This is a genomic window from Rhodovulum sulfidophilum DSM 1374, from assembly GCF_001633165.1.
In the GTDB taxonomy this organism is placed as follows: domain Bacteria; phylum Pseudomonadota; class Alphaproteobacteria; order Rhodobacterales; family Rhodobacteraceae; genus Rhodovulum; species Rhodovulum sulfidophilum.
This window is the reverse complement of sequence record NZ_CP015418.1, coordinates 2199384-2225995: the sequence shown is the minus strand read 5'-3', so window position 1 is coordinate 2225995 and position 26612 is coordinate 2199384. Positions and strand designations below refer to the sequence as shown.

General features: G+C 67.8%; 22 protein-coding genes and 1 other RNA gene. 9 read left to right on the top strand and 14 right to left on the bottom strand.

The window, feature by feature from the left end; genetic code table 11:
* Window positions 1-8: 8 nt before the first annotated feature.
* Window positions 9-2039, top strand: a complete 2031-nt coding sequence (locus tag A6W98_RS10550) for an ASKHA domain-containing protein (protein ID WP_042461227.1) — start codon at window positions 9-11, stop codon at window positions 2037-2039.
* Between the two features lie 541 nt (window positions 2040-2580).
* On the opposite strand, the gene A6W98_RS10545 is transcribed toward A6W98_RS10550, so the two are convergent.
* Window positions 2581-2901, bottom strand: a complete 321-nt coding sequence (locus A6W98_RS10545; protein WP_042461225.1) for a DMT family transporter — start codon at window positions 2899-2901, stop codon at window positions 2581-2583.
* 347 nt (window positions 2902-3248) lie between these two features.
* Here A6W98_RS10545 and A6W98_RS10540 point away from each other — a divergent pair, with 347 nt between their 5' ends.
* From A6W98_RS10540 to A6W98_RS22340, 5 genes are all read left to right on the top strand, one after another.
* Window positions 3249-3857, top strand: a complete 609-nt coding sequence (locus A6W98_RS10540; protein WP_042461222.1) for an ImuA family protein — start codon at window positions 3249-3251, stop codon at window positions 3855-3857.
* Window positions 3772-5253, top strand: coding sequence for a Y-family DNA polymerase (locus A6W98_RS10535; protein ID WP_045291869.1), 1482 nt, complete (start codon window positions 3772-3774; stop codon window positions 5251-5253). Before A6W98_RS10540 ends, A6W98_RS10535 begins: the two co-directional genes overlap by 86 nt.
* Window positions 5250-8603 carry an error-prone DNA polymerase gene (locus tag A6W98_RS10530; protein ID WP_042461219.1) on the top strand — a complete coding sequence of 1118 codons (3354 nt, stop codon included), beginning with the start codon at window positions 5250-5252 and terminating at the stop codon, window positions 8601-8603. The genes A6W98_RS10535 and A6W98_RS10530 overlap by 4 nt, the downstream gene beginning before the upstream one ends.
* Before the next feature lie 353 nt (window positions 8604-8956).
* Window positions 8957-9166 carry a transposase gene (locus A6W98_RS22345; RefSeq protein WP_406678837.1) on the top strand — a complete coding sequence of 70 codons (210 nt, stop codon included), beginning with the start codon at window positions 8957-8959 and terminating at the stop codon, window positions 9164-9166.
* Window positions 9167-9496: 330 nt separating this feature from the next.
* Window positions 9497-9628 (top strand): hypothetical protein, encoded by a 132-nt coding sequence (locus A6W98_RS22340; RefSeq protein WP_406678836.1) that lies wholly within the window; start codon window positions 9497-9499, stop codon window positions 9626-9628.
* A 277-nt stretch (window positions 9629-9905) separates the two neighbouring features.
* On the opposite strand, the gene A6W98_RS10520 is transcribed toward A6W98_RS22340, so the two are convergent.
* From A6W98_RS10520 to A6W98_RS10495, 6 genes are all read right to left on the bottom strand, one after another.
* Complete coding sequence (locus tag A6W98_RS10520) at window positions 9906-10148, bottom strand: hypothetical protein (RefSeq protein WP_081251889.1); 243 nt, start codon at window positions 10146-10148, stop codon at window positions 9906-9908.
* Window positions 10149-10940: 792 nt separating this feature from the next.
* Window positions 10941-11292: a transfer-messenger RNA gene (gene ssrA, locus A6W98_RS10510) on the bottom strand.
* A gap of 13 nt (window positions 11293-11305) precedes the next feature.
* Window positions 11306-11476, bottom strand: a complete 171-nt coding sequence (locus tag A6W98_RS21485) for a hypothetical protein (protein ID WP_168161826.1) — start codon at window positions 11474-11476, stop codon at window positions 11306-11308.
* Window positions 11473-12597: a YeeE/YedE thiosulfate transporter family protein gene (locus A6W98_RS10505; RefSeq protein ID WP_042461210.1), complete on the bottom strand. Its 1125-nt coding sequence runs from the start codon at window positions 12595-12597 to the stop codon at window positions 11473-11475. Before A6W98_RS10505 ends, A6W98_RS21485 begins: the two co-directional genes overlap by 4 nt.
* 21 nt (window positions 12598-12618) lie before the next feature.
* Entirely contained in the window at window positions 12619-13575 is a 957-nt protein-coding gene (locus A6W98_RS10500; protein WP_042461208.1) for a sulfurtransferase, read from the bottom strand.
* 607 nt (window positions 13576-14182) lie between these two features.
* Window positions 14183-14935, bottom strand: coding sequence for a cytochrome c biogenesis CcdA family protein (locus A6W98_RS10495; RefSeq protein ID WP_042461205.1), 753 nt, complete (start codon window positions 14933-14935; stop codon window positions 14183-14185).
* Between the two features lie 116 nt (window positions 14936-15051).
* On the opposite strand from A6W98_RS10495, the gene A6W98_RS10490 reads away from it, so the two are divergent.
* Window positions 15052-15279 (top strand): sulfurtransferase TusA family protein, encoded by a 228-nt coding sequence (locus A6W98_RS10490; protein WP_042461203.1) that lies wholly within the window; start codon window positions 15052-15054, stop codon window positions 15277-15279.
* Between the two features lie 56 nt (window positions 15280-15335).
* On the opposite strand, the gene A6W98_RS10485 is transcribed toward A6W98_RS10490, so the two are convergent.
* From A6W98_RS10485 to purC, 7 genes are all read right to left on the bottom strand, one after another.
* Entirely contained in the window at window positions 15336-18317 is a 2982-nt protein-coding gene (locus tag A6W98_RS10485) for an Rne/Rng family ribonuclease (protein ID WP_042461200.1), read from the bottom strand.
* 416 nt (window positions 18318-18733) lie between these two features.
* Entirely contained in the window at window positions 18734-20068 is a 1335-nt protein-coding gene (locus tag A6W98_RS10480) for a sigma-54-dependent transcriptional regulator (RefSeq protein WP_042461198.1), read from the bottom strand.
* Between the two features lie 7 nt (window positions 20069-20075).
* Window positions 20076-21839 carry a sensor histidine kinase gene (locus A6W98_RS10475; RefSeq protein WP_042461195.1) on the bottom strand — a complete coding sequence of 588 codons (1764 nt, stop codon included), beginning with the start codon at window positions 21837-21839 and terminating at the stop codon, window positions 20076-20078.
* A 47-nt stretch (window positions 21840-21886) separates the two neighbouring features.
* Window positions 21887-22555: a phosphoribosylformylglycinamidine synthase subunit PurQ gene (gene purQ, locus A6W98_RS10470; RefSeq protein WP_042461193.1), complete on the bottom strand. Its 669-nt coding sequence runs from the start codon at window positions 22553-22555 to the stop codon at window positions 21887-21889.
* A gap of 25 nt (window positions 22556-22580) precedes the next feature.
* Window positions 22581-23624, bottom strand: coding sequence for a zinc-dependent alcohol dehydrogenase family protein (locus A6W98_RS10465; protein ID WP_042461190.1), 1044 nt, complete (start codon window positions 23622-23624; stop codon window positions 22581-22583).
* 3 nt (window positions 23625-23627) lie between these two features.
* Entirely contained in the window at window positions 23628-23867 is a 240-nt protein-coding gene (purS, locus tag A6W98_RS10460) for a phosphoribosylformylglycinamidine synthase subunit PurS (protein ID WP_042461188.1), read from the bottom strand.
* 189 nt (window positions 23868-24056) lie between these two features.
* Window positions 24057-24818, bottom strand: a complete 762-nt coding sequence (gene purC / locus A6W98_RS10455) for a phosphoribosylaminoimidazolesuccinocarboxamide synthase (RefSeq protein ID WP_042461185.1) — start codon at window positions 24816-24818, stop codon at window positions 24057-24059.
* Window positions 24819-25135: 317 nt separating this feature from the next.
* On the opposite strand from purC, the gene A6W98_RS10450 reads away from it, so the two are divergent.
* Entirely contained in the window at window positions 25136-25450 is a 315-nt protein-coding gene (locus A6W98_RS10450) for a DUF1476 domain-containing protein (protein ID WP_042461182.1), read from the top strand.
* 109 nt (window positions 25451-25559) lie between these two features.
* Complete coding sequence (gene bmt / locus A6W98_RS10445; RefSeq protein ID WP_042461179.1) at window positions 25560-26573, top strand: betaine--homocysteine S-methyltransferase; 1014 nt, start codon at window positions 25560-25562, stop codon at window positions 26571-26573.
* Window positions 26574-26612: the final 39 nt, after the last annotated feature.

Genomic DNA, 26612 nt, shown 5'->3' with positions numbered 1-26612 from the left:
AGCCCCGCATGAAACAGGATGCCCCCCTCGTCGTTTTCACGCCATCCGGCCGGCGTGGCCGGGTGCCTTCGGGAACCTCCGTTCTCGATGCCGCGCGGCGCCTCGGCGTCGATCTCGACAGCGTCTGCGGAGGGCGCGGCATCTGCTCGAAATGCCAGATCGCGCTTGGCACCGGCAGCTTCCCCAAGCATGGGATAACCGTCACCGAAGAGGCCCTGTCCCCGAAGAACGCCGTCGAGCAGCGCTATGACGAGAAACGCGGCCTGCCCCCTGCCCGCCGCCTGGGCTGTCAGGCACGCATCCTCGCCGATGCCGTGATCGACGTGCCCCCCGAAAGCCAGATCCACCGCCAGGTCGTGCGCAAGGATGCCGAGCTCCGCGCCATCGAGATGGACACGGCCACCCGGCTGTGCCTCGTCGAAGTGGCCGAGCCCGACCTGCAGGCGCCCAGTGGCGATCTCGAACGGCTGAATTCGGCCTTGGCCGCGCAATGGCACATCGGCCCCGCACGCTGCCCGCTGCCGGTTCTGGCCCGGCTTCAGGCGACACTGCGCCGGGGCGACTGGCAGGTGACCGTCGCGCTGCATCGCGCGCCGGACGGGCTTGAAATCCTCGACATCTGGCCCGGCTTCTTCGAAGGGCCGCTCTGCGGGCTGGCAATCGATATCGGGTCGACCACCATCGCCGGGCATCTGACCGATCTCTCGACCGGGACGGTCATCGCCTCCTCGGGCCGGATGAACCCGCAGATCCGCTTCGGCGAAGACCTGATGAGCCGGGTGTCGCATGCGATGCTGACCCCGGGCGGCGCGACCGAGATGACCGCTGCCCTGCATGCCGGGCTCGACCGGCTTGCCACCGAGATCGCCACCGAGGCCGGGGTTGCGCCGCGGCAAATCGTCGAGACGGTCCTGGTCGGCAATCCGGTGATGCACCACCTGGCGCTGGGTCTCGATCCGGTCGAGCTGGGACAGGCGCCCTTCGCGTTGGCAAGCTCGGGCGCGCTGTCGCTCGCGGTCAGCGATCTGGGGATTGGCGCGATCAATCCCGAAGCCCGGGCCTATCTGCTGCCGCTGATTGCGGGCCATGTCGGCGCGGATGCGGCCGCCGTGGCGCTCAGCGAAGCCCCCGAAGAAGCCGACGAGCTGACCCTCATCGTCGATGTCGGCACCAATGCCGAGATCCTGCTCGGCGACCGAAGCGGTGTGCTGGCCTGCTCCTCGCCGACCGGCCCTGCCTTCGAGGGGGCGCAGATCAGCGCGGGTCAGCGCGCCGCCCCCGGGGCCATCGAGAGGGTCCGGATCGACCCCGCCACGAAAGAGCCGCGTTTCAAGGTGATCGGCTGCGAGCTGTGGTCCGACGACCCGGATTTCGCCGAAACCGTGGGTCCTGCCGGCGTCACCGGCATCTGCGGTTCGGGCATCATCGAGGCGGTTGCCGAAATGCGGCTGGCCGGACTTGTCGACATGTCGGGCCTGATCGGCTCGGCCGCCCAGACCGGGTCCGAGCGCTGCCGCCCCGAAGGCCGAACCCAGTCCTATCTGCTGCATGACGGCTCTTCTGCGGGCGGGCCGGTCATTGCCGTGACGCAAACCGATATCCGGGCGATTCAGCTTGCCAAGGCAGCGCTTTACGCCGGCGCGCGGTTGCTGATGGACCGCCGCGGCGTCGACCGGGTCGAGCGGGTGGTGCTGGCCGGGGCCTTCGGTGCCCATATCAGCCCGCTGCATGCCATGGTGCTGGGCATGATCCCCGACGTGCCCCTCGACCGGGTCCGTTCCGCCGGAAATGCCGCCGGGACAGGCGCGCGGATCGCGCTGTGTTCGGTCGCCGCGCGGCGCAAGATCGAAGAGGTCGTGCGCAGGATCGAAAAGGTCGAAACCGCGACCGAGCCCCGGTTTCAGGAGCATTTCGTGGCCGCGAATGCCCTGCCCCATGCCTCGGATCCGTTCCCGGAACTCGCCCGCCAGCGGCATCTGCCGGAGGTCGTCTTCAATGCCGATGGCGGCGGAAACCGGCGCAGACGTCGCCCGCGCTGATCGCATTCGGAACGTCTCCCGGATGGGCTCCGACCACGGCCATCCGCGCAGGCCGCGGTCGCATGGCACGCCGTCCGCTCTCAGGGGCCAGACCGGACATCCGGGGAGGTTATCGGAGATGTCCGGATGGCATATACTGCCGACATCTTTGCAAATCGGCCGCTCGGGGCAGCCCGTGGCGAATGCAGGCTTCTGCCTGATTTTTATTTTATATCAATAATATAACGACCCCACGGGACGTTCGAACATAAAGAGCATGCCACGAACGAACTGCCATCCTGCAAAGCGTATCCTGAGCCTTTACGGCAATGACATGCGGCGGCGGGGCTGCTCTGCCCATTTGCGACACACGGCCTGCGACACGGTTCGCAAAGCCTCATTTCCGGCCCCTGGCTGACCTTCTCACGACCCGCCGTCACGCAGGACGGCCGACCGCGGTCGTTCATCGCCACTGCAGCATAGTCAGGTGCCGCCAAGGCCCGGGATGCGTGAAGCCCGACCATTTGCATGGCCTCCGGACACCGTTTCCTTCGGTGGCGTTTCAGTCGGCGCTGGCCAGCTTCATCGTGACGATGCCGCTGATGATGAGAAGCGCCGCAATGATCCGGGCCGGCGTGATGGCCTCTCCCAGGACGGTGATCCCGACGACGAATGCGCCAACGGCGCCGATGCCCGTCCAGATCGTGTAGGCCGTGCCCAGCGGAAGCGACTTCATCGCCACGGATAACAGCCCGAAACTGGCAAGCATCGTGATGATGGTGATGGCGGTCGGGGTGAGAAGCGTGAAACCGGCGGACTTCTTCATCGAGAAGGCCCAGACGACCTCCAGGATACCGGCCGCAAAAAGACAGATCCAGGCCATGCTCGATCTCCTTGTGGCGGGCCGTCCCGCATGATGACCAGAATGGTGAGGCCGTCCTCGGGCGAGCAATTAGGACCTCGCGAAGACGTTGGCAACCAGAGGCTCAAAACGACCGTCATGGAGGGGCCGCGCCCGAGGCGGCACGCGGGACGGCGGGGCCAGACAGGCCCGCTGCGGATTGTCGACGGGAACGTAGCATGCGGCAGATGTCTACTTGCCCCCATAGCCGATTTCCGACGTCTTGAGCGCGTCGGAGATTGCGGGGCTGCCCGCAGGCCATCAAGACAAGGGCCGTATATCGCATCGCCTTGTCCGGAAGCCGGTGTTGCCCGATAGTGTCATCTGCCATGAACATCGGTTCCCTGCCCTTCCCGCCACTGCGCCGCGGTCGTGCCCATGAGGTCTGCGGCCCGGGGTCGGTTTTCTTTGCCCTGGCCCAGGCTGCCCGGATCGGGGGGCCGCTGCTCTGGGTCGCCGAAAGCTGGCAGACCGAGCGGATCAACCCCGCCGGGATCGCCGCCCTGATCGACCCCGGACGCCTCCTGCTGGCCGAGCCCCGGGACCAGACCGAGGCGCTGGCCGTGACCGAAGAGGCGCTGCGCTCGGGCGCGGTGCCGCTGGTGGTGACGGAACTGACCAAGCCCCTGGGGCTGACACCGGGGCGGCGGCTGCAGCTTGCGGCGCGGGACGGCAACGCCACCGCCCTGTCGATCATCGCCGACCGCCTCGAAAACGGGGGCGCTGGCAGCAACGCGGCCGAGACCCGCTGGCACTGCGCCCCCGTTTTCGACGCGGTCTTCGATGCGGCCGGGTCGACTCTGCAGCGCTGGTCCCTTATAAAGAACAAATCGGGAACACTTGAGGGCTGGCATGTTCGATGGGATGCACAGACGCATCGTCTCGATCTGGTTTCCCCGGCTGGCGAGCGACCGGGCCCTGAGGCTGCGCCCGGTTGAGGCGCCTTTCGCGCTGAGCCTGACCCGCGCCGGGGTCGAGCGGATCCACTGCCTGAATCTCGCGGCCGTCTCCCGTGGCCTGCATCGCGGCATGGGCCTTGCCGATGCCCGCGCGCTCTGCCCCGATCTGCTCAGCCGCCCGGCCGATCCGGCCGCCGATGCGCGGTTTCTTCGCGCGCTCTGCCGCTGGGCCACGCGCTACTGCCCCTGGGCGGGGATCGAGGGCGAGGATGGGCTGGTCCTCGACATCACCGGCGCGGCGCATCTTTTCGGCGGCGAGGCGGAGATGCTCGCCGACATGCGGGCGCGGCTGCTGCGGGCGGGGATCGCCGCGCGGCTGGGACTGGCCGCGACCCGTGGCGCGGCCTGGGCCCTGGCCCGCCATGGCGAGGGCGTGGCCGCCCCCGGCGCGGACCCGCTGCAGGCTCTGGGCCATCTGCCGGTCCGGGCGCTGCGGCTGGAGGAGGACACCGCCGCCGCGCTGGACCGGCTGGGGCTGCGCAGGGTGGCCGACCTGGCCGCGCGGCCGCGCGCGCCGCTGGCCCGCCGCTTCGGACCCGAGTTGCTGAAGCGGCTGGACCAGGCGCTCGGGACCGAGGCCGAGGCGATCGCGCCCGTGGCCGAGCCGCCGCATTACGCCGTCCGCCTGAGCCTGCCGGACCCGATCGGGCTGGTCAGCGATGTCATGGCCGGGACCGGACGGCTGCTCGAGGCGCTTTGCGCCCGGCTGAAAGACCGGCAGGACGGTGCGCGCGTGCTGCGACTGACACTGAACCGGGTCGACGGGGACAGCCGGCAGGTCGAGCTGCGCCTGGCCCGCCCCCTGCACGAGCCCGCGCGCATCCTGCCCCTGTTCGAGCGTGGCGTCGCGGGCGTCGAGGCGGGCTTCGGCATCGACCGGCTGCGGCTCGAAGCGGTGCAGGTGGAACCGCTGCCGCCTTGCCAGACCGGCTTTCACGGCGGCGACCGGACGGACGGGCTGGACGACCTGATCAGCCGGATCGGCACCCGGATCGGGCTGGAGAACATCCGCCGCTTCCTGCCCGCCGACAGCCATATCCCCGAACGCAGCTTCCTGATCGCCCCCGCCGCCTGGTCCGAGCCGGGCAGGGCCTGGATCGTGCCGCATCCGCGCCCGCTGCGACTGTTCCCGCCCGAGCCCATCGCCGGGACCGGGCCGCAGCCGCCGGGGCGGTTCCGCTGGCGGCGCATGACGCTGGAGACCGCGCGGGCCACCGGCCCCGAGCGGATCGCGCCGGAATGGTGGCTGGAGGACGAGGCCTGGCGCTCGGGCCTGCGCGACTACTGGCGGATCGAGACCCGGCAGGGCCGGCGGCTGTGGCTGTTCCATACGCCGCAGGCCCCGGGCTGGTTCGTGCAGGGAGAATTCGCATGAGCGGAGAGCCCCGAGACCCGCTGCCCAATGCCCCGGGCACCGCGGGCTATGCCGAACTCTGCGTGACGACGAATTTCACCTTCCTGACCGGTGCCTCGCATCCCGAGGAACTGGTGCTGCGCGCCGCCGAGCTGGGGCTTGCCGCCATCGCGATCACCGACCGCAACTCGCTGGCGGGCGTCGTGCGCGCCCATGCCGCGCTGAAGGAGATGCGGCGCGAGCGGATCGAGGCGCTGCGCATCCGCTCGCAGCACCGCATCGACACCTGTTCGCGGCAGGCAGTTGGCGAGCCGCAGGACCTCGGCCTCCCCGAAACGCCCGCCCTGCCGCGACTGATCGTGGGCGCCCGGCTGGTGCTTCGCGACAGTCCCGTCGACTGGATCGCGCTGCCTACCGACCGCGCCGCCTATCAGGGGCTGAGCCGTCTTCTGACCCGGGGCAAGCGGCGGACCGAGAAGGGCGGCTGCCATCTCGACCGGCAGGACCTGACAGAGGCCGCGCAGGGCCTGATCCTGATCGCGCTGCCGCAGGCCGACCCCGAGACCTGCGCCGAGCCGGTCCGCGAGATGCAGCGCCGCCATCCCGGCCGGGTCTTCCTGGGCGCGGCGCCACGCTATGACGGAACCGACCAGGCCCATCTGGCCGCCTGCGCCCGGCTTGCGCTGCGGGCTGCCGCGCCGATGGTGGCGGTGGGCGACGTGCTGATGCACCGCGCCAATCGGCGGCGGCTGGCCGATGTGCTGACCTGCCTGCGCGAGAAGATCACCATCGACCGGATCGGGACACGGGCGCTGCCCAATGCCGAGCGGCGACTGAAGGGCGCCGCCGACATGGTCCGGGTGTTTCGCGACCATCCCGCCGCGCTCCGCCGCAGCCTCGAGATCGCGGCGCGCTGCTGCTTCGATCTCGACGAGCTGGCCTATGAATATCCCGACGAGGCCGCCGGGGGCGAGGCCCCGCAGGCACGGCTGGACCGGCTGGCGCGCGACGGTCTGGCCCGCCGCTGTCCCGAGGGCATTCCCGAGCGCTATCAGGCGCTGGCCGAGAAGGAGCTGCGGGTGGTGGGCGAGCTGGGCTTCGCCGCCTATTTCCTGACGGTGCACGACATCGTCGCCCATGCCCGCTCCATCGGCATCCTGTGCCAGGGGCGCGGCTCGGCGGCGAATTCGATCCTGTGCTGGGCGCTCGGGATCACCGATGTCCCGCCCGACCGGATCGCCATGGTCTTCGAACGCTTCGTGTCGAAACACCGGGGCGAGCCGCCCGATATCGACGTCGATTTCGAGCATGAGCGGCGCGAGGAGGTGATCCAGCACATCTACGAAAAATACGGCCGCGACCGGGCCGGGCTCTGCGCCACCGTGATCCATTTCCGCACCCGCGCCGCGATCCGCGAGGTGGGCAAGGTCATGGGGCTGTCGCAGGATGTCACCGCCGCCCTGTCGGGCCAGGTCTGGGGCATCTCGGGCAAGGGCCCCGATCCGGAGCGGATCCGCGAGCTGGGGCTCGATCCGGCCGACCGGCGGCTGGCCCAGACGCTGCGCCTGATCGGCGAGATCATCGGCTTTCCCCGGCATCTGTCCCAGCATGTCGGCGGCTTCGTCATCACCCGCGGGCTGCTGGACGAGCTCTGCCCGATCGAGAACGCGGCGATGGAGGACCGCACCGTGATCGAATGGGACAAGGACGACATCGACACGCTGGGCATCCTCAAGGTCGACATCCTGGCGCTGGGGATGCTCACCTGCATCCGCAAGGCCTTCGAGCTGATCGAGCGCCACGAGGACCGGACCCTGACCCTCGACACCGTGCCCCAGGAGGACGCGGCCACCTACCGGATGCTGCAGCGGGCCGATGCGGTGGGGGTGTTCCAGGTCGAAAGCCGGGCGCAGATGAACTTCCTGCCGCGGATGAAACCCGCCACCTTCTACGATCTCGTCATCGAGGTCGCCATCGTCCGCCCCGGCCCGATCCAGGGCGGCATGGTGCAGCCCTATATCCGCCGCCGCCAGGGGCTGGAGGCGCCCGAGGCCTTCGGCCCGGCACTGGAAGAGGTCACGCGGCGCACCCTCGGCGTGCCGCTTTTCCAGGAACAGGCGATGCAGATCGCGGTGGTGGGCGCGGGGTTCAGCGCCGAGGAGGCAGACCGGCTGCGCCGCTCCATCGCCTCGTTCCGGCGCATGGGCACCATCGGCCGGTTCCGCGACAAGTTCGTGGCGGGGATGCTGGCAAACGGCTACGGCCCCGAGGTGGCCGAACGCTGTTTCGGTCAGATCGAGGGCTTCGCCGATTACGGCTTTCCCGAAAGCCATGCCGCGGCCTTCGCCCTTCTGGTCTATGTCTCGGCCTGGCTGAAATGCCATCGCCCGGCGGTCTTCGCCTGCGCGCTGCTGAATGCCCAGCCGATGGGGTTCTACGCCCCCGCCCAGATCGTGCGCGATCTGCGCGAGCACGGCGTCGAGGTCCGGCCGGTCTGCATCAACCACAGCGCCTGGGACAACAGCCTGGAACGGCGCGCCGACGGCGCGCTGGCGCTGCGGCTGGGGTTTCGCCAGATCAAGGGGGTCCGGCGGGACGAGGCCGACTGGATCGTCGCCGCCCGCGGCAATGGCTATCGCGATCCCGGAACGGTCTGGCGCCGCGCGGGTGTCCCGCCCGCCATGCTGGAACGCCTGGCCGAGGCCGACGCCTTTGCCGGGATCGGATTTTCCCGCCGCGAGGCGCTGTGGCAGATCCGGGCGATCCGCGCGCAGGCGCCGCTGCCGCTGTTCGACGACCCGATCGACGGCGAGGCGATCCGCGAGCCGGATGTGGCACTGCCCGCCATGCATCTGGGCGAGCAGGTGGTCGAGGATTATGTCTCGCTGCGCCTGTCGCTCCGCGCCCATCCGATGGAGCTTCTGCGCCCTTCCCTGTCCGGCCTCACGCCCCATGACCGGCTGGCCGGGGCGCCCCTGCAGCGGACCGCCATCTGCGGACTTGTCATCACCCGGCAGCGCCCCGGCACTGCCTCGGGGGTGATCTTCCTGACCCTGGAAGACGAGACCGGGGTCGCCAATGTGGTGGTCTGGCCCAAGGTCTTCGAGCGGTTCCGCCGCGCGGTGATGGGCGGGCGACTGCTGCGGGTCACCGGGCGGCTGCAACGCGACGGTATCGTCGTTCACCTGATCGCAGAGCGGGTCGAGGACCTGTCCGGCCGCCTGTCCGATCTGCACCACCCCCTGGCCGGGACCATAGCCGCCCCCCAGCCATGCGCCGACGATGCCCCCCGTCCCCCGCGGATCGCCACCGCAGCCCGCCACCCCCGCGAACAGGCCAAACGGCTCTTCCCCAGCCGCGATTTTCATTAGGTGTTCACCGGACCCGGATAGGAAATAGGTCCCGCGCCGAGAACTCTGTCCGGCAGAAGCATGCACTTGCCGCGCATTCCGCCCCTCCGTACCTAGCACCGCATGGCCGAAACGGGCCCAGGGCCTGTTGCACATATCGGAGAGAGGGATTCCGTTCGGGGATATTGGAGGTAAAATCGGTCGCATGCCGAAGTCTGACGCGCCCCGCCACCGCAGGACCGACTGGTCCGAATAGAACATGTCGCTGAGACGTCGCGGCGCGCCATCGGTTCGGTTCGATCCGGAAATGGATTGGCCGGCCGCCGGAACCGGCAAACACAGTCACCCCGAGACGTCCTCCGAGAGTGCCGCCCATGACCTGCCTTACCTTGACGATCCTGTTGGGCCGGTCGCGTCGTCAGGTCGCCGGGCTGGTCGAGATGGCCAGGCCCGACTGGCGGGTGCCATGCTATTCGACACCTTGCCGCCGCGAAGCAAGGATCTCCGCACAAATCCCATACAGCTGTTCCAGCCAGCCGCTGATCGAGAGCGCGGGGCTCCGCTTCCGGACCGATGGTGACTGACCGGGACGCAGCATGGTGCGACGCGGCGGCACGAGGTCCACTTGGCAAAGAACACCACGAAAGGCGATATCCGCACGGTCGGGCTCACCGCCGACAGGACGTGTGACACACACCGTTGCCCTACTGCGATCCTCGAGCGCGCGGCCGAACCGTTCGGGCAGTCCTTCGGGCCAATGCCGTCATGCCCTCACTCCCGATCCGACGACATGGTCTCACCTGGAACCCGCCGCGACCTCACGCAAAGAGATCCTGCGGGCAACGCGCCATCCGGGACGAGCGCTCTGGAAAGGGTGGGCTGGCGACCACATCAGAAATCGCGTCGAAACCCAAATGAAACGCCTCAAGCTCTTCGGCAAGCGGATCATGTCACGCGATCCCCACCGGCAGACCGCCGTAATCCAGATCCGTATCACCATCATGAACCGCTGCCCGGCCCTGAGACGAACCGAGACCGTCGCTTGAAGCCAGAGGGTAAAAGGGAGAGGCGCGCTTGCAGCCGATGAGCGCAACAAGACGGCGGACCGTCCGCGGCCACATCGTCAGAGCTTTGCTCTCCCCTCAGTCGTCATCGACGCCTTCGGACCGCACTCTTCGCGAAATGGAGAACACTCGTTCGGGAAAGAAGCACTATTGCAAGCCCGCCCGAGTTTTTCCGACACAATCAGTCCAGACTATCAGGGAGCTGACCTGCGCCGAGCCGCGGCAACTCCTGACCCGAAATGCGCGCGGACGGCAAGGCTCAGGCTCTGCTTTCCTCGGGCTCCTCGGCGGCCACAGGGTCATTGTAGTCGTCGGGATTGAACTCTTCCGGGTCGTAAGCCTCCTCTTCCTCGCCGATGCCGGTCACGTAAGAGGTTCCCGTTTCCTCATCGAACACAAGGCCGTAGGTGGCACGGCCGTCCGATTTGAATCGCAGGTACTCGTGAACGCCTGCATAGCCGAAAGCCAGCACGAAGGGCGTCAGGATCAGGGCAGTTAGCATATGAGCGTCGATGGGGGCCTCCTTTCAGGGCGCACGGCGGGGTTGGCTTTTACCAGCGTGGCGCGGGCAGCGTATTGGCACTATAGCATCAATCGGAGGCAGTTTCGAATGATCATCGAAGGCACTGCCCCGGATCTCCTGTTGGTTCTGGCTCAGCGAGCGTCAAGATGGCCCGCCAACCTCCGTCGCGGAGGTCGGGAAACCGGACCGTTGCACGCGCCATCTGGCGCCCTTCATCTGGCGCAACGGCCCTCGGTTCACTGCAGTGCCGCCGTGGCATCCGCCTGGACCGTCCGTCATAATGCCCCGGCGGGCATACTAATGGCAAGAGCCTGATGGGACAGGCAGTTGTCGCGGAAGGCGGTCCGCTCACCGATGTCGCGCCTCGCATGCCGGATGCTCTCGAAGCGATGTCGATGTACATACCGCTCCTGCGGGGGCCGGATGAATCTCTGCTGCGGGCAGTGTGTCCTGTTTAAGCCCATGGCTTCGGACGAGGCCCCTGAAGTGATGGCTGCTGAAAACCGGGCCATTTTCGGATCTCGGCAGGCCCCCTCCTCGCATCAACTGCTTCGCCAAGGCAGATGGCGAATGCGGCGATCCGGCTGCGCGGTGCGGGAGATAAGGCTTTGAAATTCTCCGACATGGCGGGGAGGTCGGTCGAGATGGTCGAACGGGACCCCCGGTATGCAGACAGGAAGGCCAGCGGGCAGGCGGAACCGAGGGAAGACAAACGCCATGAGAATGGGCAGCAGACTGAATGCTTTCCAAAGACTTAAGCCATGGGGATAAAGTGCAGGCTTCTGTTGCCAGGTGCCTGCGAACCCCGCCTTACGTTGCTAGACGCAAGGGCTTAAGATTTGGTTTTGCGGACTGCTTACGCAGCCAGCGCCACCGGAGCACGGTTGTCATTGGCAACTATCATGCTTGCACCGATAACGGTGGTAGCTCACCGGGCAAAAGCTAACCCCTTTAGACGTCCGTCGATCCTGTTTCGGCCCCATGATCCCGCCAATGTGGGATATTTGGTGGAGCCGCCGGGTACCGCCCCCGGGTCCGATCCGCTTATTACGGGCGCGTTTATCGCCATAGTCCCTTGCGGGACAGGGTGAAGATAGGCCGGACAACGCGCCGGTTCAAGGGGGCATCGGTCCCGCTCAGCGGGTGGGAAGGGCCGCGCAATGGGCGCCGCCCGCCGCCTCGCCGGAGCCAAGCGCAAACAGCGGCGGCGAAAGATAGGGATCAAGCGGGGCCGAGCTCGCAAGGTCGAAGGCCAGAAACCCCGACACCGCCGCCAGCAGGCTCAGAACCACCGGGCGCCGGGTCACGACCGGCCCTCGAGCCCGAGCCAGGGCCGGAGCTTGATGCCATACCAGGACCCGGTGAAGGCGGCGGCGAACCAGGCCCAGCCATGCAGGCTGCCGGTCGAGATGCCCGAGAAGAAGGCGCCGATATTGCAGCCGAAGGCCAGCCGCGAGGAATAGCCCAGCAGGAAGCCCGCGATCACCACCGCGATCCAGGCCCGGGCCGGGTGATCGGCGATCCGGCCCGAAAGCCCGTCGCGCCAGAAGGCGGCCAGCGCCGCGCCCGCGATCAGCCCCAGATCAGTCAGCGAGGTCACGTCGGTCAGCACGCTTTCGCGAACCCGCTCGACATTGCCGGGCGCCGACCAGAAGGCCGAGCCCGAAAGATCGGCGCCGAGCGCGCTCGCGCCCTTCGCCACCCAGAGCCCCAGCCCGTAGACCACGCCCCAGGGCTGGCCCGCGACCGCCAGATGCAGGATCGCAAGCCCCGCCAGCAGGATCGCCGCCGCCCAGTAGCGGCCCGGGATCGCACGCTTGCCCGGATCGGCCAGCGCCAGCGCCAGCCCGGCCACCGAAGCCAGCAACACCAGCGTCAGCGCCAGCCCGTCGCCCCCCGCCAGCACCGCGACCGGCAGCGCGCCAAGCCCGGTCCACCAGACCAGATGATAGGCGCCGAAGAAGCTGCCGAGACAGAAGAAGGGCAGAGCGACCACGGAGACCAGATTGCCCGAGCCCGCATTGACCAGCGTGCCCGAGCCGCAGCCCAGCACGATCTGCATGCAGGCGCCGAAGACGAAGGCGCCGCCGAGCATGGCGAACCCCACCGGCGCATGGGCCCCCAGAAGCTCGCCCGGATGGCTGGCCAGCATCGGAAAGGCCGCCGCCGCAACCAGCGCAAGGCAGGCCATCTGCGCCACCAGCCCGGAGGCGTCGCGCTGCAGGATCATCCGCCGCCAGGGGCCGGTAAAGCCGAAGCGCAGCCCTTCGAGCACGAGGCCGAAGCCAAGCCCGATGGCCAGCAGCGCGCCCGAGCGCGGACCGGCCATGGCGGCCACGGCCAGCACCGTCAGGGCAAGAAGGCCGAGGCCAGCGGTTCGGGGCAGGAGACGGGAGGAAACGGGCATTGCCTGGCTGCTATCGGTCATTGTCTTGTCAGTTCCTCCGGGTCAGTAGCGTCCGCGCAGGCGGTTCCAGAGATTGCGAAGCGGGCTGGGAACATTCGCCGCCTCATGGCCCGAGCGGGTCCAGCCGACCATCGACTCGGGGTAGAGCCTGACGCCCTCGATCCCCGCCAGCTCGCTCAGTGCGAACCAGTTGGTGGCGGCCCAATGGCCGGTATTGCAGAAGGAAACCGGCGCGTCATCGGCGCCGAGGCGATTGGCGGCGGCCAGCCCGGCGGCCGCCTCGGGCGCGATCCGGGCTGGGTCGTCGGCCTCGAACCAGCCTGAATGGGGCAGCGGGCGCGATTGCGGCAATGTGCCGGGCCGGAACGCGGCCGGGTGCTTGGCATTGCCCGCCCAGAACGGCTCGGGACGGGCATCGATCAGCGTGCCCTCGGCCTTGCCCGCGACGATGGCCTCGACATCCTCGGTGGTGGCCAGCCATTCATGGCTGAAGCGGACCTCGATATCGCTTGGCGCCGGGGCAAGCGCGGGGCCGGTCTCGACCGTCAGCCCGGCCGCGTTCCAGCCCGCCATGCCGCCATTCAGGATCGCAAGCGCGCTGACCCCGCTCGATTTCAGGGTCCAGTAGACCCGCGCGGCGGCGCCGAAATCCGAATCCCCGCTGCCCTGATGCACGATCACCGTCGGCCGGTCGCGGGTGACGCCGAGGCTGCGCAGCACCTCGGTCAGCCGGTCCTCCGGGATCAGCTGGCCCGGGTTCTCGGCCGGTCCGCGGAACAGACCGTAAGGCGCCGAGATCGCGCCCGGAACATGACCCGCCTCGAAGACCGGCGCGGCGCCGTCGGGCCCGGTCCGGATGTCGAGCACCAGCGGCGCGGAGGCGTCGAGCGCGTCGGCCAGGTCCCGGGGCTCGATCAGCGGGCCGAAGTCCGGGGCCGACAGCGCCGGTCCGGCCAGAAGGGCAAGGGCGAAGGCCGCGCTCGGGGCATGTCTCGTCATCGTGTCACCTCTTGATTCCGGCCCCAGGCTGTGGCTCCCTGCCGCGCGACGCAAGGCCGCAATGCCACGTTAACCCCAAGAAGAATTGTTGTGAAGATCGCCTGTTCGTTGTGCACCTGTCGCAGGCATTCACCCGTTCCGGGTTGCGGGCGCGTTCCGGAACGACAGGGCCTGTCCCTCTGGCATAAAAGAAGTCCGGCATAAAGAAGGGATGTGCCTCGCGCGACACTGTCGCACAAATCGTGCGATGGCCGGGGGCCTCCGTGCACCGGACAGACTTCCCCCACAGCGTCCGTGACGGATCTGCCAGCCGCGGCGAGGCCGCTCGGACGGCGATGCGAGGGTGTGCCTTGGCACGCTGACGGTCGAGGTCGCGGACCGCGAGACATCGGCACAGGCGCTTGATGCAGTGCCCCCTGGTTTCTGCGCGGCATCGGCCCGGTCATCTCCGCGCCATCGCCGCCATATGCTCCGCCCGAGGCGCCTCGAAGCCGCCGTTGCCCCCGTCCTGATCTTTCAGGCGGTGGCGGTCGGCCTGCTCATGTCGCCCAGAGACCCCGCGAGTTTCACAACAGGAATTCCGCGCGGGATCTGTGCACCACTGCCCCTAGCCCAGACGCGCCAGCGCCGGGAAGGTCTCGAGCAGCCAGTAGCTGAAGCTGCTGAAGGCGCCGGTCAGAAGCGCGAGCCCGACCGCGAGCAAGAGCAGCCCCATGGCCTTCTCGATCAGCGCCATGTGCCGCTTGAGACGGTTCATGATCCCCATCGCACGCTGGATGAAAAGCGCGGCCAGCAGGAAGGGAATGCCAAGCCCCGCGGCATAGACCGCCAGCAGGATCGTCCCGCGCGACAGGCTGGCCTCGGAGGCCGCGAGCGACAGGATCGCGCCAAGCTGCGGCCCGATGCAGGGGGTCCAGCCGAAGGCGAAAGCAAGCCCGAGAAGATAGGCCCCCAGCGCCGATCCGCCGCGATCGCCCGCATCGACACGGACCTCGCGATCCAGCACCGGGATCCGGATCACATGCAGGAAATGCAGGCCGAAGACCACCACCACCGCCCCCGAGACCCGCGCAAACACTGTCTGGTTCTGCAGGAAGAAGGCGCCGAAGGCCGAGGCGGTGAACCCCAGCAGCAGGAAGACCGTCGACAGCCCCAGCACGAAGAAAAGCGCGGCCACCGTCGCCCGCCGCCGCACCTGCCCTGCCCCGGTCAGCTCGCCCATCGAAATCCCGCCCATATAGGCCAGATAGGGCGGCACGATCGGCAGCACGCAGGGGCTGAGAAAGCTCAGAAGGCCCGCCGCCAGCGCCACCAGCATGGCGGGCATGAGCCCCGCGTCGATCAGCTCTATTCCGAACATCGCCCCTCCGTCGGTCCGCCTCTGGCCCGGTCCTAGCCGAAGCCGGTCCATTCGTCACTGGCCGCTGCCTCACAAAGCCGTGGACATGTCGGCGCATCGGGCCTAAGCGCGGCCGCATGGGACCCGAGATCGAGATCGACCTGCGGGGGCTCAAATGCCCCCTGCCCGTCCTGAGGGCGCGCAAGGCGCTTGCGTCGCTTGCCCCGGGCAACCTGCTGCGGCTCTGGGCGGATGACCCGGTCGCGGTCATCGACATCCCGCATTTCTGCCGCGAGGCCGGGCACGAACTGGTCGGCACCGAAGAGACCGGCGCGGCTACGCTCTACCTGATCCGGAAAGGATAGGCCCGGCCCCCTTTCGGGAACCGGGCCTCGATCATCAGGTCCGGAAAGGTCGCGGCTCAGCGGCCGACCGACCACCACCCCTGCCGCTTGGGCGCGCTGTCTTTCGACGCCCCGGCGGTTTCGGGCGCCGGTTCAGGCTGCGTTTCAGGCTTCGGCGCGGGCTCTGCCTCGGGGGCCGCCTTTTCCTCGACCTCGACAGCAGCCTCGGCGACCGACGCCTCCGCGGCCAGTTCGGCCTCGGGCAGTTCGACCGTCTCGGGCGAGGCCTCGGCAGCTTCCACAGCAACGTCTTCCACCGCGGCTTCTTCGACCAGGGCTTCTTCGACCACTGGGGCCTCTACCGGGGCCGCCGCTGCAGGGGCCGCCGCCTCTGCAGGAACCTGGGTTTCGAGCGCGGCAGGTTCCTCGGCTTTCGGCGCGACAGGCTCTTCGGCCCGAGCTTCGGCCCCGGCTTCGGGACGCTCGGTCTTGCGACCGCGCGACCGGCTGCGGCGCGAGCGCCGGGGTTTCTCTTCCGCGGGCTTCTCTTCAGCCGAAGCAGCCTCGTTGGAGGCTTCGGCCGTCACCGCCTCGGGCGCCTCCGCGTCGGTATCGCCATCGCTATCCGCGTCGTCGGACTCGTCCTGACCGGCCTCATAGCCCTGATCGTCCCCGCCCTGCGACGGTTTCTTGCGGCGACGACGACGACGGCGCTTCTTGCTGGTCTTGTCCTCGGCCTCGGGGGCAGGCGCAGGTGCCGCGGCGGCGACCGGCGCCTCTTCCTCGTCCTCCTCCTCGACCGCATCGGGCATGTCCGACATGTCGAGAGAGACCACAGGCGACACGACTTCGGGCACCGCACGGGTGGCGGTCTTGAACCGCTCGATCGAGAAATCGGGCGAGATCAGGAAGGGGTCGGCCTCGACGCGGACCGACAGGCCGTAACGGGCCTCGATCTGCGCCACATGCTCGCGCTTCTGGTTCATCAGGAAGTTGATGATGCCGATCGGCGCCTTCAAGAGCACCTCGCGCGAGCGGCCGCGCACGCCCTCTTCCTCGATCTGGCGCAGGATCGACAGCGCCAGATTGTCGTCCGAGCGGATCAGCCCGGTGCCGTGGCAATGCGGACAGGGCTGGGTGGTGGCCTCGATCATGCCGGGGCGCAGACGCTGGCGCGACATCTCGAGCAGGCCGAAGCCGGAGATCCGGCCGACCTGGATCCGGGCGCGGTCGGTCTTGAGCTTGTCCTTGATGCGCTTCTCGACGGCGGCGTTGTTCTTGCGCTCTTCCATGTCGATGAAGTCGATGACGATCAGCCCCGCAAGGTCGCGCAGACGCAACTGGCGGGCAACCTCCTCGGCAGCCTCGAGGTTGGTCTTCAGCGCGGTTTCCTCGATCGAGCCTTCCTTGGTGGCCCGGCCCGAGTTCACGTCGATCGCCACCAGCGCCTCGGTCACGCCGATCACCAGATAGCCGCCGGATTTCAGCTGCACCACCGGGTTGAACATCGAGGTGAGGTAGCTTTCGACCTGATAGCGCGCGAAAAGCGGCATCGGATCGGTGTAATTCTTCACGTTCTTGGCATGGGACGGCATGATCATCTTCATGAAGTCCTTGGCCAGACGGTAGCCGCCCTCGCCTTCCACCAGAACCTCGTCGATCTCGCGGCTATAGAGGTCGCGGATCGAGCGCTTGATCAGATCGCCTTCCTCGTAGATCGGGGCGGGCGCGATGGATTTCAGCGTGAGTTCGCGGATCTGTTCCCAGAGCCGTTGCAAGTATTCGTAGTCGCGCCGGACCTCGGACCTGGTGCGCTTGGCGCCCGCGGTCCGGATGATGAGCCCCGCGCCTTCCGGCACGTCCATCTCGGCGGCGATTTCCTTCAGCTTCTTGCGGTCGGCCGCATTGGTGATCTTGCGGCTGATGCCGCCACCGCGCGCGGTGTTGGGCATGAGCACGCAATAGCGCCCGGCAAGCGACAGGTAGGTGGTGAGCGCCGCCCCCTTGTTGCCGCGCTCTTCCTTGACGACCTGGACCAGCATGATCTGCCGGACCTTGATCACCTCCTGGATCTTGTAGCGCCGCGCACGCGGTTTGCGCGGGCGGATCTCTTCATGCACATCCTCTTCGGCGACCGACTCGATCTGGTCGTCATGGTGGATCTCTTCGGGACCGTCTTCGCCGGTCTCATCGGCGGAAGACGCCGTGTCTTCGGCCTCGTCGGTCTTCTTGCGCGGGCTGCGGCGGCGGCGGCGCGAGGACGACTTGCGGGTCTCGGCGGAGTTGTCCTCCTCGGCAGGGTCCTCGCTTTCCTCATCATCGCCCAGATCGACCACATCCATGCCCGGAATGCCCGCGCTCGGCTCGCGGGTCTCGACCGGATCGTCGCTATGCGCGGCCATTGCCATCACCGTGGTAGGCGGCTCGTCATCCTTCCCGGCCCGATCGGTCGCATCCTCTTCCGCATCCCCGGCGGGCGCGGCATCTTCGGCCTCAGCGGCCTCAGCGGCCTCAGCGGCCTCAGCGGCCTCAGTCTCTGCGGGGCGGGTATCGTCGCCCGCGGACTGAACGCCATCGGTATGCTCGGCATCGGTGGGCGCGACATGATCCCCGCGGTCCTCCGCCTCATCGGCGTTGCCCTCGGCCCCGTCTTCCCCGGACGCACTGTCGGACGCCGCCGAAGCGGACTTGTCGGCGCGCGGCTTGCGGCGCGAGCGGCTGCGGCGTTTGGGCTTGTCGCTGTCGCCCTCGTCGTCGTCCATCTCTTCGGCCAGGGCGCGTTCCTCGGCCAGAAGCGCCTCGCGATCTGCGACCGGGATCTGGTAATAGTCGGGATGGATCTCCGAGAAGGCGAGGAAACCATGGCGGTTGCCGCCATAATCCACGAAGGCCGCCTGCAGCGACGGCTCGACCCGGGTAACTTTCGCTAGGTAGATATTGCCAGCAAGCTGGCGCTTGTTGACCGTCTCGAAATCGAACTCGTCAACCTTGTTTCCGTCCACCACGACCACGCGGGTCTCTTCCGCGTGGGTGGCGTCGATGAGCATCTTCTTTGCCATTGGATCTCTTTGCACCACGGCAAGTCGCTCGGCCCCGGCGGGGCAGATCGGCTTGATGGGCGTCTTGTTGGGGCGTCAAGGCGTGCATGAGAGGCGCGGGCGGCGGCGGCGAGCCGTCTGCGTCCCTGCCTCGTCATCTCTGCACGCTCCATCGCGGTTCGTCTCCGATGCCGCTGAGGCGGCATCCATTCGGTTGTCCCGGCGTCATTTCCGCGCCGGAATGCGGTTGGCCGAAACCGGCCAGATCGGTCTGTTTCCTGCAGGCAACGGGTCTTGCGACCCTGCGCCACGCGAAAAAACAGCGAAACTCAATATCTTCCGAAGCGGCCGACAAGCGGCACGGTCCTCCGTCAGCCGACATTAGCGGGTGGATGCCGTCAAATACAATGACTTTTTCCACACCCCGCGATCGCGGTTCAAAGATAGTCCGCGCGACTGAGGCCATATTTGGCCATCTTCTCGTTCAAGGTGCGCCGCGGCAGGCAGAGTTCTTCCATCACCGCCGCGATCGACCCCTTGTGCCGCCGCATCGTATTGTCGATCAGCATGCGCTCGAAAGCCTCAACATATTCTTTCAGAGGCTTGCCTTCGGTCGTCATCACCGGCTGGCTGGCCTCGTTATCGGCCATCAGCAGGCTGGCGATGGTCCCCGAGCCGCGCCGGTTCTGCAGCACCGCGCGTTCGGCGATGTTGATCAGCTGGCGCACATTGCCCGGCCAGGGCGCCTGCATCAGCTGGGCGGCCTCCTGTGCCGTGACCTCGGGCGCGTCGCAGCCATATTCCTCGGAGAACTGCTCGCTCAGCCGATTGAACAGCGTCAGCATGTCTTCGCCGCGATTGCGCAGCGGCGGCGGCGTGATCCGCATCGCCGCCAGCCGGTAGAACAGATCGGGCCGCAGCACGTCCTCGACGGTCTTGTCCTGCTCCTGCAGGTTCGACACGGCGATGATCCGGGTCTCGGCCGGGCTGCCCTGCTCGTTGATGAAGGTCAGAAGACGCGCCTGCAGCGCGGGCGAGAGCGCCTCGACATCCTCGAGACAAAGCGTCCCGCCCCGGGCCTCCTCGACGGCGGGAAGCGTGTTCGAGCCGTCCTCGATCGGGCCGAACAGCCGCGCGGCCAGCGCCTCGGGGGCAAAGGCGGCGCAGGAGATCTGAACGAATTTGCGCCCCGCGCGCGGCCCGACCGCATGCAGCGCATGCGCGACGAGGGTCTTGCCGGTGCCGGTCTCGCCGTCGATCAGCACGTGACCGTCGGCCTGGCCCAGATCGAGGATGTCCTCGCGCAACCGCTCCATCACCGCGGAGGAGCCGATCAGCTTCCTGACCAGCACACTGCCATCGCCCAGCTCGCGCCGCAGCGCCCGGTTGTCGAGCGCCAGCCGCCGGGTCTGGCTGGCGCGCTTGGCCAGCTCGGTCATGCGGTCGGGATTGAACGGCTTCTCCATGAAGTCGAAAGCCCCGATCCGCATCGCCTCGACCGCCATCGGCACATCGCCATGGCCGGTGATCATGATCACCGGAAGGCTCGAATCCTGGCTCATCAGCCGTTTCAGGAAGGTGATCCCGTCCATGCCCGGCATCTTGATGTCGGTGACGACGACGCCGGGATAATCGGGGCCGATTTCCTTCAGCGCATCCTCGGCCCTGGCATAGGTGTCGGTGTCGAACCCGCTCAGCGCCAGCCACTGGCTGATCGACTGACGCATGTCCTGTTCGTCGTCTACGATGGCGATCTTCATGGCCTGGGGCATGTGCTGCTCACTCCGCGGCTTCTTTGTCGTGGTTCAATACGGGAAGCTGGACCTCGAAGACAGCCCCCTCCTCGCGCGCGTTGCGAGCGGTAAGCCGCCCGCCGAGATCGGCGACGATGCTCGACGAGATGGCGAGCCCCAGACCGACACCGTCACCGGCCTGCTTGGTGGTGTAAAACGGTTCGAACAGCTTGTCGATGTCCTCTATCCCGTGGCCGTTGTCGCGCACCGTCAGCGTCGCGGTCTCGCCCGCCGACAGGATCAGGTCGACCCGGGGCTCGGGGCTTTCGCGGGTGGCGTCGAGCGCGTTGCGCAGAAGGTTGATGATGACCTGCTCCAGCCGGATCCGGTCGGCCATCACCATCACCGGCTCGCGCGGGACAGACCGGGTGATGGTCACCTTCCGGCGCTTGAGCTGCGGCTCCATCATCGACAGCGCCGCCGAGACGCAAAAACGCATGTCGAGCGGCTCGAACGCATCGCCGCCTTTCCTGGCATAGCTTTTCAACTGGCGGGTGATCGCCCCCATCCGCTCGATCAGATCGTCGATCCGCTGGAACGAGGACAGCGCCTCCTCGGGGCGCTTGCGCTGCAGCAGAAGCCGCGCGCCGGCCAGATAGGTCTTCATCGCCGCGAGCGGCTGGTTCAGCTCATGGCTGATCGCCGCCGACATCTCGCCCAGTGCGGCCAGTTTCGAGCTTTGTTCCAGCGTCTGTTCGGCCACTTCGAGGTTCTTCTCGGCCCGCTCGCGCTCGGCGATCTCGCGCTGAAGCCGGGCGTTCAGTTCGCGCAGCTCGACCGTTTCGCGCTGATAGCCCAGCGACTTCATCTGCGCCCGGCGCGACAGCAGGTAGAAGGACAGGGCCAGCAGCATGGCGAAGCCCATGATCTCGAGCGCGAGCACGGCATTCACCTTGTCGCGGATCGAGACATAGGGGGTGAACGAAATGATGCGCCAGCCGCGGAACGGGATCCGCGCCTCGTTGCGCATCACCGCCTCGCCCCGGACATAGGCATCGGGCGGCAGCGCGCCCCAGTCGGCGGTGGCCTGGATCGCGCGGGCGATGGCCGAGGGGGCGGACCGCGCCTCCAACGCCTCCTCGACCTTGTGGCCGCGCCAGCGCGGTTCGGTCGCGAGGATGATCTGGCCCTCGCTGTCGGTCACGATCACGGCATCGGAAATCCCGGCCCAGCTCTGTTCGAACTTGGCCAGATCGACCCCCACCACGATCACCCCCGCCTTGCGCCGGTCGACCATGATCGCGCGGGAATAGGTGAAGGTGAAATTGCCCGCCTCGGCGCGCGAGGTGATGAAGACGGTATCGTTCGAGCGCAATGCCTCGACGAAGAACGGCGCACTGCGCAGGTTGGTGCCGATCTTCGAACGGTCGGTGGCCGCGACCACCCGCCCGCTATCGTCCAGAAGCTGCAGCGAGGCCGCGCCGATCTCGTCGACATAGGAAATCAGCAGCTGCGAGCTTTGCGAGAAATCGACATTCTCCAGCGCGCGAATCAGCGTCGGGTCGCGCGACAGCAGCAGCGGCACCACCGAGGCACGCTGCAATTCGCTGACCACATTGCCCGAATAAAGCGCCATCCGCACCTGGGCGCGGCTGCGGGTGCTTTCGGTGAAGCGTTCGGTGAGCCAGGCATTGGTGGTCCAGACCGTCGCGACCGCGGTCGATATCAGTACGAAGATCGCAACACGCAGGAACCATCCCCCCCGCAGGGGGAATGCGGACCGATACGGGCTGCGCCGGGCACTTGACATGGCCGCAAATTACGCGCGCGCGCCGGAACGCTCAAGCGGCAGCAGGGTCACGCCGGGACAAGCGCCCCGAGGAGCGAGCGGAAAAGCGCCGCCCCGTCGGTGCCGCCATGGGCGGGTTCGGCTGCCCGTTCGGGATGCGGCATCAGCCCCAGCACACGCCGGTTTTCCGACAGGATCCCGGCGATGTCGGCGGTGGCGCCATTGACCGGCTCGGCATAGCTGAAGGCGATGCGGTCCTCGTCCTTCAGCCGCGCCACCAGATCGGCATCGGCGACATAGTTGCCGTCGTGATGCGCGACCGGGATCTCGATCCGCTGGCCCCGGGCATAGCCCGAGGTAAAGGCGCTGTCGGCGGTCCCGACCGTCAGCGGCACCGGACGGCAGACGAATTTGAGCCCGGCATTGCGCATCAGCGCCCCGGGCAGCACGCCGGTCTCGGTCAGGACCTGAAAGCCGTTGCAGATCCCCAGCGCGTACCCGCCGCGCGCGGCATGCTCGATCACCGCGCGGGTGATCGGCGAACGCGCCGCGATGGCGCCGCAGCGCAGGTAATCGCCGAAGGAGAAGCCGCCCGGAATGCCGACGACATCGACGCCCTCGGGCAGGCTGCTCTCCTTGTGCCAGACCATGCTGACCTCGGCCCCGGCATTGCGGAAGGCCACGGCAAGGTCGCGATCGCAGTTCGACCCGGGGAAGACGAGAACGGCGGCTTTCATGGGGCAGGTTCCTCTCTGGCGAGCCTCAGGCGAGAAAATTGGTGATGACCGCGACCCCGGGCGGTGCGGGCGCGTCGAAGGCGGCCAGTTCGGCACTGGCCTCGGTCAGCTTGACATGGCGGCCGATCAGCGGCGTCAGATCGACATGCCCGCCATCGATCAGCGACAAGAGCGACGGATACCGCCAGGTCGCCATGCCGCGGGTTCCGAAAACGGCAAGCTGGCGCGCATAGACCGTGTCCATGGGCAGCTCCATCGACGCGTTCTTGCCGGTCGGCATGCCCACTTGCACCATCCGGCCAAGCTTGCGCAGCGATGTCATCGCGCCGATGGTGGTTTCGGGAATGCCCAGTGCCTCGAGCGCGACATGGGCGCCGCCGCCGGTGATCTCGCGGATCGCCTCGGCCGCATCGCCCTGGCGCGCATCGATGGTGGCATCGGCGCCAAGCGCGCGGGCAAAATCAAGCTTGTCGGGCACCACATCGACCACCGCCACCCGCGCCCCCAGCGCCCGGCCAAGCAGCAGCGCCGAGATCCCGACGCCACCGCCGCCGAAGACGGCAAGCCATTCGCCGGGCCGAAGCTCGGCGCGGCCGGTCAGCGCCTGCCAGGCGCTCGTCACCCGGCAACCGAGCGCGGCGGCAAGCGCAGGCTCCATGGTCTCGGGCAGCGATGTCAGATTGGCATCGGCAAAAGGCACCGCGATCAGCTCGGCGAAGGCACCGGCCTGGGTGAAACCCGGCAGAAGCTGATGGGCACAGATGGTCTGATGACCCGAGGCGCAGTCGGAACAATGGCCGCAGGCCAGGATGAAGGGCGCGATCACCCGGTCTCCGACCTGCCAGCGCGTCACCGCCGGACCGACCTCCTCGACCACGCCGCAATATTCATGCCCCGGGATCAAGGGCAGCGCCACATCCGGATCGGCCCCGGTCCAGGAATGCCAGTCCGAGCGACAGATGCCGCAGGCCAGCACCTTCAGCACCACCCCGTCCCGCGGGCAGTCGGGGTCATCGACCTTGGAGACTTCGAGCGGCTTGCGCCATCCGGTGAGGACCGCGGCCCGCATCGCTCAGACGATCTCGATGTCGTAGCGTTCGATCACAGTGTTCGCGAGCAGCTTCTCGCACATCTCGCGCACCCGCGCCTCGGCCTCGGGCCTGTCGGTCGCCTCGATATCGAGATCGATCACCTTGCCCTGCCGGACGCCGCCGACCCCCTCGAAACCGAGCGCCCCCAGCGCGTGGCGCACGGCCTCGCCCTGCGGGTCGAGCACGCCGTCCTTCAGCATGACATGAACGCGGGCCTTCATCGGGTCGTCCTTCCTTGGCTTTTACTGGTCCTGTCCGCCCCGTCCGGCACAGCCTCCGGATGCGGCGGTCGATACGACGCCGGCCGGAACCAGCGCTCAGTCGCGCCGGGGCCGCCCGCCCCGCGCGCTTCGTCTGGGATCATGTTCGGTCGAACCCTGTGATGACACAAGCCGAACACGCTTACCCTTTCAATTGATCAGGGTCGGCTTGCTCGCATGGGTGACATTCGTCGGCAGCACGCCCAGGCGCTTGGCCACCTCGGTATAGGCATCGGTCAGCGAGCCCAGATCGCGGCGGAACACGTCCTTGTCGAGATGCTGGCCGGTCTTGACGTCCCAGAGCCGGCAGCTGTCGGGACTGATCTCGTCGGCGACCACCAGACGCATGAAGTCGCCATCCCAGATCCGGCCGATCTCGATCTTGAAATCGACCAGCTTGATGCCGACCGCGACCATGATCCCCGACAGGAAGTCGTTCACCCTGAGCGCCAGCGCCACCATGTCGTCGAGATCCTGCTGGCTGGCCCAGCCGAAGGCGATGACATGCTCTTCGGTGACCAGCGGATCGCCCAGCGCATCGTCCTTGTAGTAGAATTCGATGATCGGGCGCGGAAGCTGGGTGCCCTCCTCGATCCCGAGCCGCTTGGACATCGACCCGGCGGCGACGTTGCGCACCACCACTTCCAGCGGAATGATCTCGACCTGACGGATCAGCTGCTCGCGCATGTTGATGCGCTTGATGAAATGGGTCGGCACCCCGATCGCGTTCAGCCCCGACATGAAGAACTCGGACAGGCGGTTGTTCAGCACGCCCTTGCCCTCGATCACGTCATGCTTCTCGGCGTTGAAGGCGGTGGCGTCATCCTTGAAATACTGCACCAGCGTCCCCGGCTCGGGGCCTTCGTAGAGAACCTTCGCCTTGCCTTCGTAGATCTTCTTCCGACGTGCCATGGAAACTCCAAGTGCCCCAGGCGCGGAAGGCGTCTGCCCGCCCGCGCGATTTGACGCGCTTGTAGTCCAAGGCGCGCGCTGCCGCAAGGCGGCTGCGCCCCGCCACGGCCTTATCTTCTCCCCCATCTTCATCTACCCTGTCTTCTGCATGCTGCGGCGACAACCGTGCCAAGGGCGGCAACCGTGCCAAGAGCGACATCCGTGCCAAGCGCGGCCTTGCCGTTCGCGGCGCCCCCTGCCAACCTGCCCCTAGGCAGGCCGGGGAAGTTCCCTTAAATGGCACGGGACACCGGAATTCCACGATGGGGGGTACTCCTATGACCACGTTCGACGATCGCGAACTCGCTTTCGAAAACAAGTTCGCCCATGATTCGGAACTGCAGTTCAAGGCCGAAGCGCGTCGCAACAAGCTTCTCGGCCTCTGGGCCGCCGAGCTCATGGGCCTGAGCGAGGAGGCCTCGCTCGACTATGCCAAGCAGGTGGTGAAGGCCGATTTCGAGGAAGCGGGCGACGAGGATGTCTTCCGCAAGGTTTCGGGCGATCTCGGCGACCGGACCGACGAGCCGACGCTGCGCGCCAAGATGGCCGAGCTGATGGCCGTCGCCAAGGCCCAGATCATGAGCGAATCCTGACCCCGGCCGGCACCCGCTCCGGCGGGTGCTGCGGGGGTTCGGACCTTCGGCCGGTCACCGGCGGGCGGCAACGCCGCCGGCCCGGCCTCAGTGCGAAAGGACTGCCCAGATGACCGATGCCCTTTCCCGTCTGCTCGCCGAGCGCGACTGGCTGATGGCCGACGGCGCGACCGGAACCACCCTGTTCAACATGGGGCTCGGCTCCGGCGATGCTCCCGAATTCTGGAATGCCGATCACCCCGACAGGATCCGCGCGCTGTATCGCGGCGCGGTCGAGGCCGGCTCGGACATCTTCCTGACCAACAGCTTCGGCGGCAATGCCGCGCGGCTGCGCCTGCACAATGCCCAGGGCCGGGTCGGCGAGCTGAACCGGCTGGCGGCCGAACTCGGCCGCGAGATCGCCGATGCCGCCGACCGCCCGGTGGTGGTGGCGGGCTCGGTCGGACCGACCGGCGACATCATGGAACCGATGGGGCCGCTTTCCTATGCCCGCGCGGTCGAGATCTTCCATGAACAGGCCGACGCCCTGAAGGCGGGCGGCGCCGATCTGCTCTGGGTCGAGACGATCAGCGCGACCGAGGAATTCCGCGCCGCGGGAGAGGCCGCGCGTCTGGCCGGCATGCCCTGGTGCGGCACCATGAGCTTCGACACCGCCGGACGCACGATGATGGGCGTCACCTCCTCCGGTCTGGCCGATCTGGTCGAGAAACTGCCCTGTCCGCCGCTGGCCTTCGGCGCCAATTGCGGTGTCGGGGCCTCCGATCTGCTGCGCACCGTTCTGGGATTTGCCGCCTCGGGCAGCGAGCGGCCGGTCATCGCCAAGGGCAATGCGGGCATTCCGCGCTATGTCGACGGCCATATCCATTACGACGGCACGCCCGAGCTGATGGCCGATTATGCGGTGCTCGCCCGCGATTGCGGCGCCACCATCATCGGCGGCTGCTGCGGCACCACGCCCGAGCACCTGAAGGCCATGCGCGCGGCGCTGGAAACCCGGCCCAGAGGCGCCCGCCCCAGCCTCGACGAAATCACCGAGCGGCTCGGCGGGTTCTCGTCGGCCTCGGATGGCACCGGCGAGGGCGAGAGCCCGGCCCGCGCGCCGCGTCGGCGCCGCCGGAGCTAGCGCCCTCCCGGCACGGGCCGCGCCCGCCTCGGGGCGCGC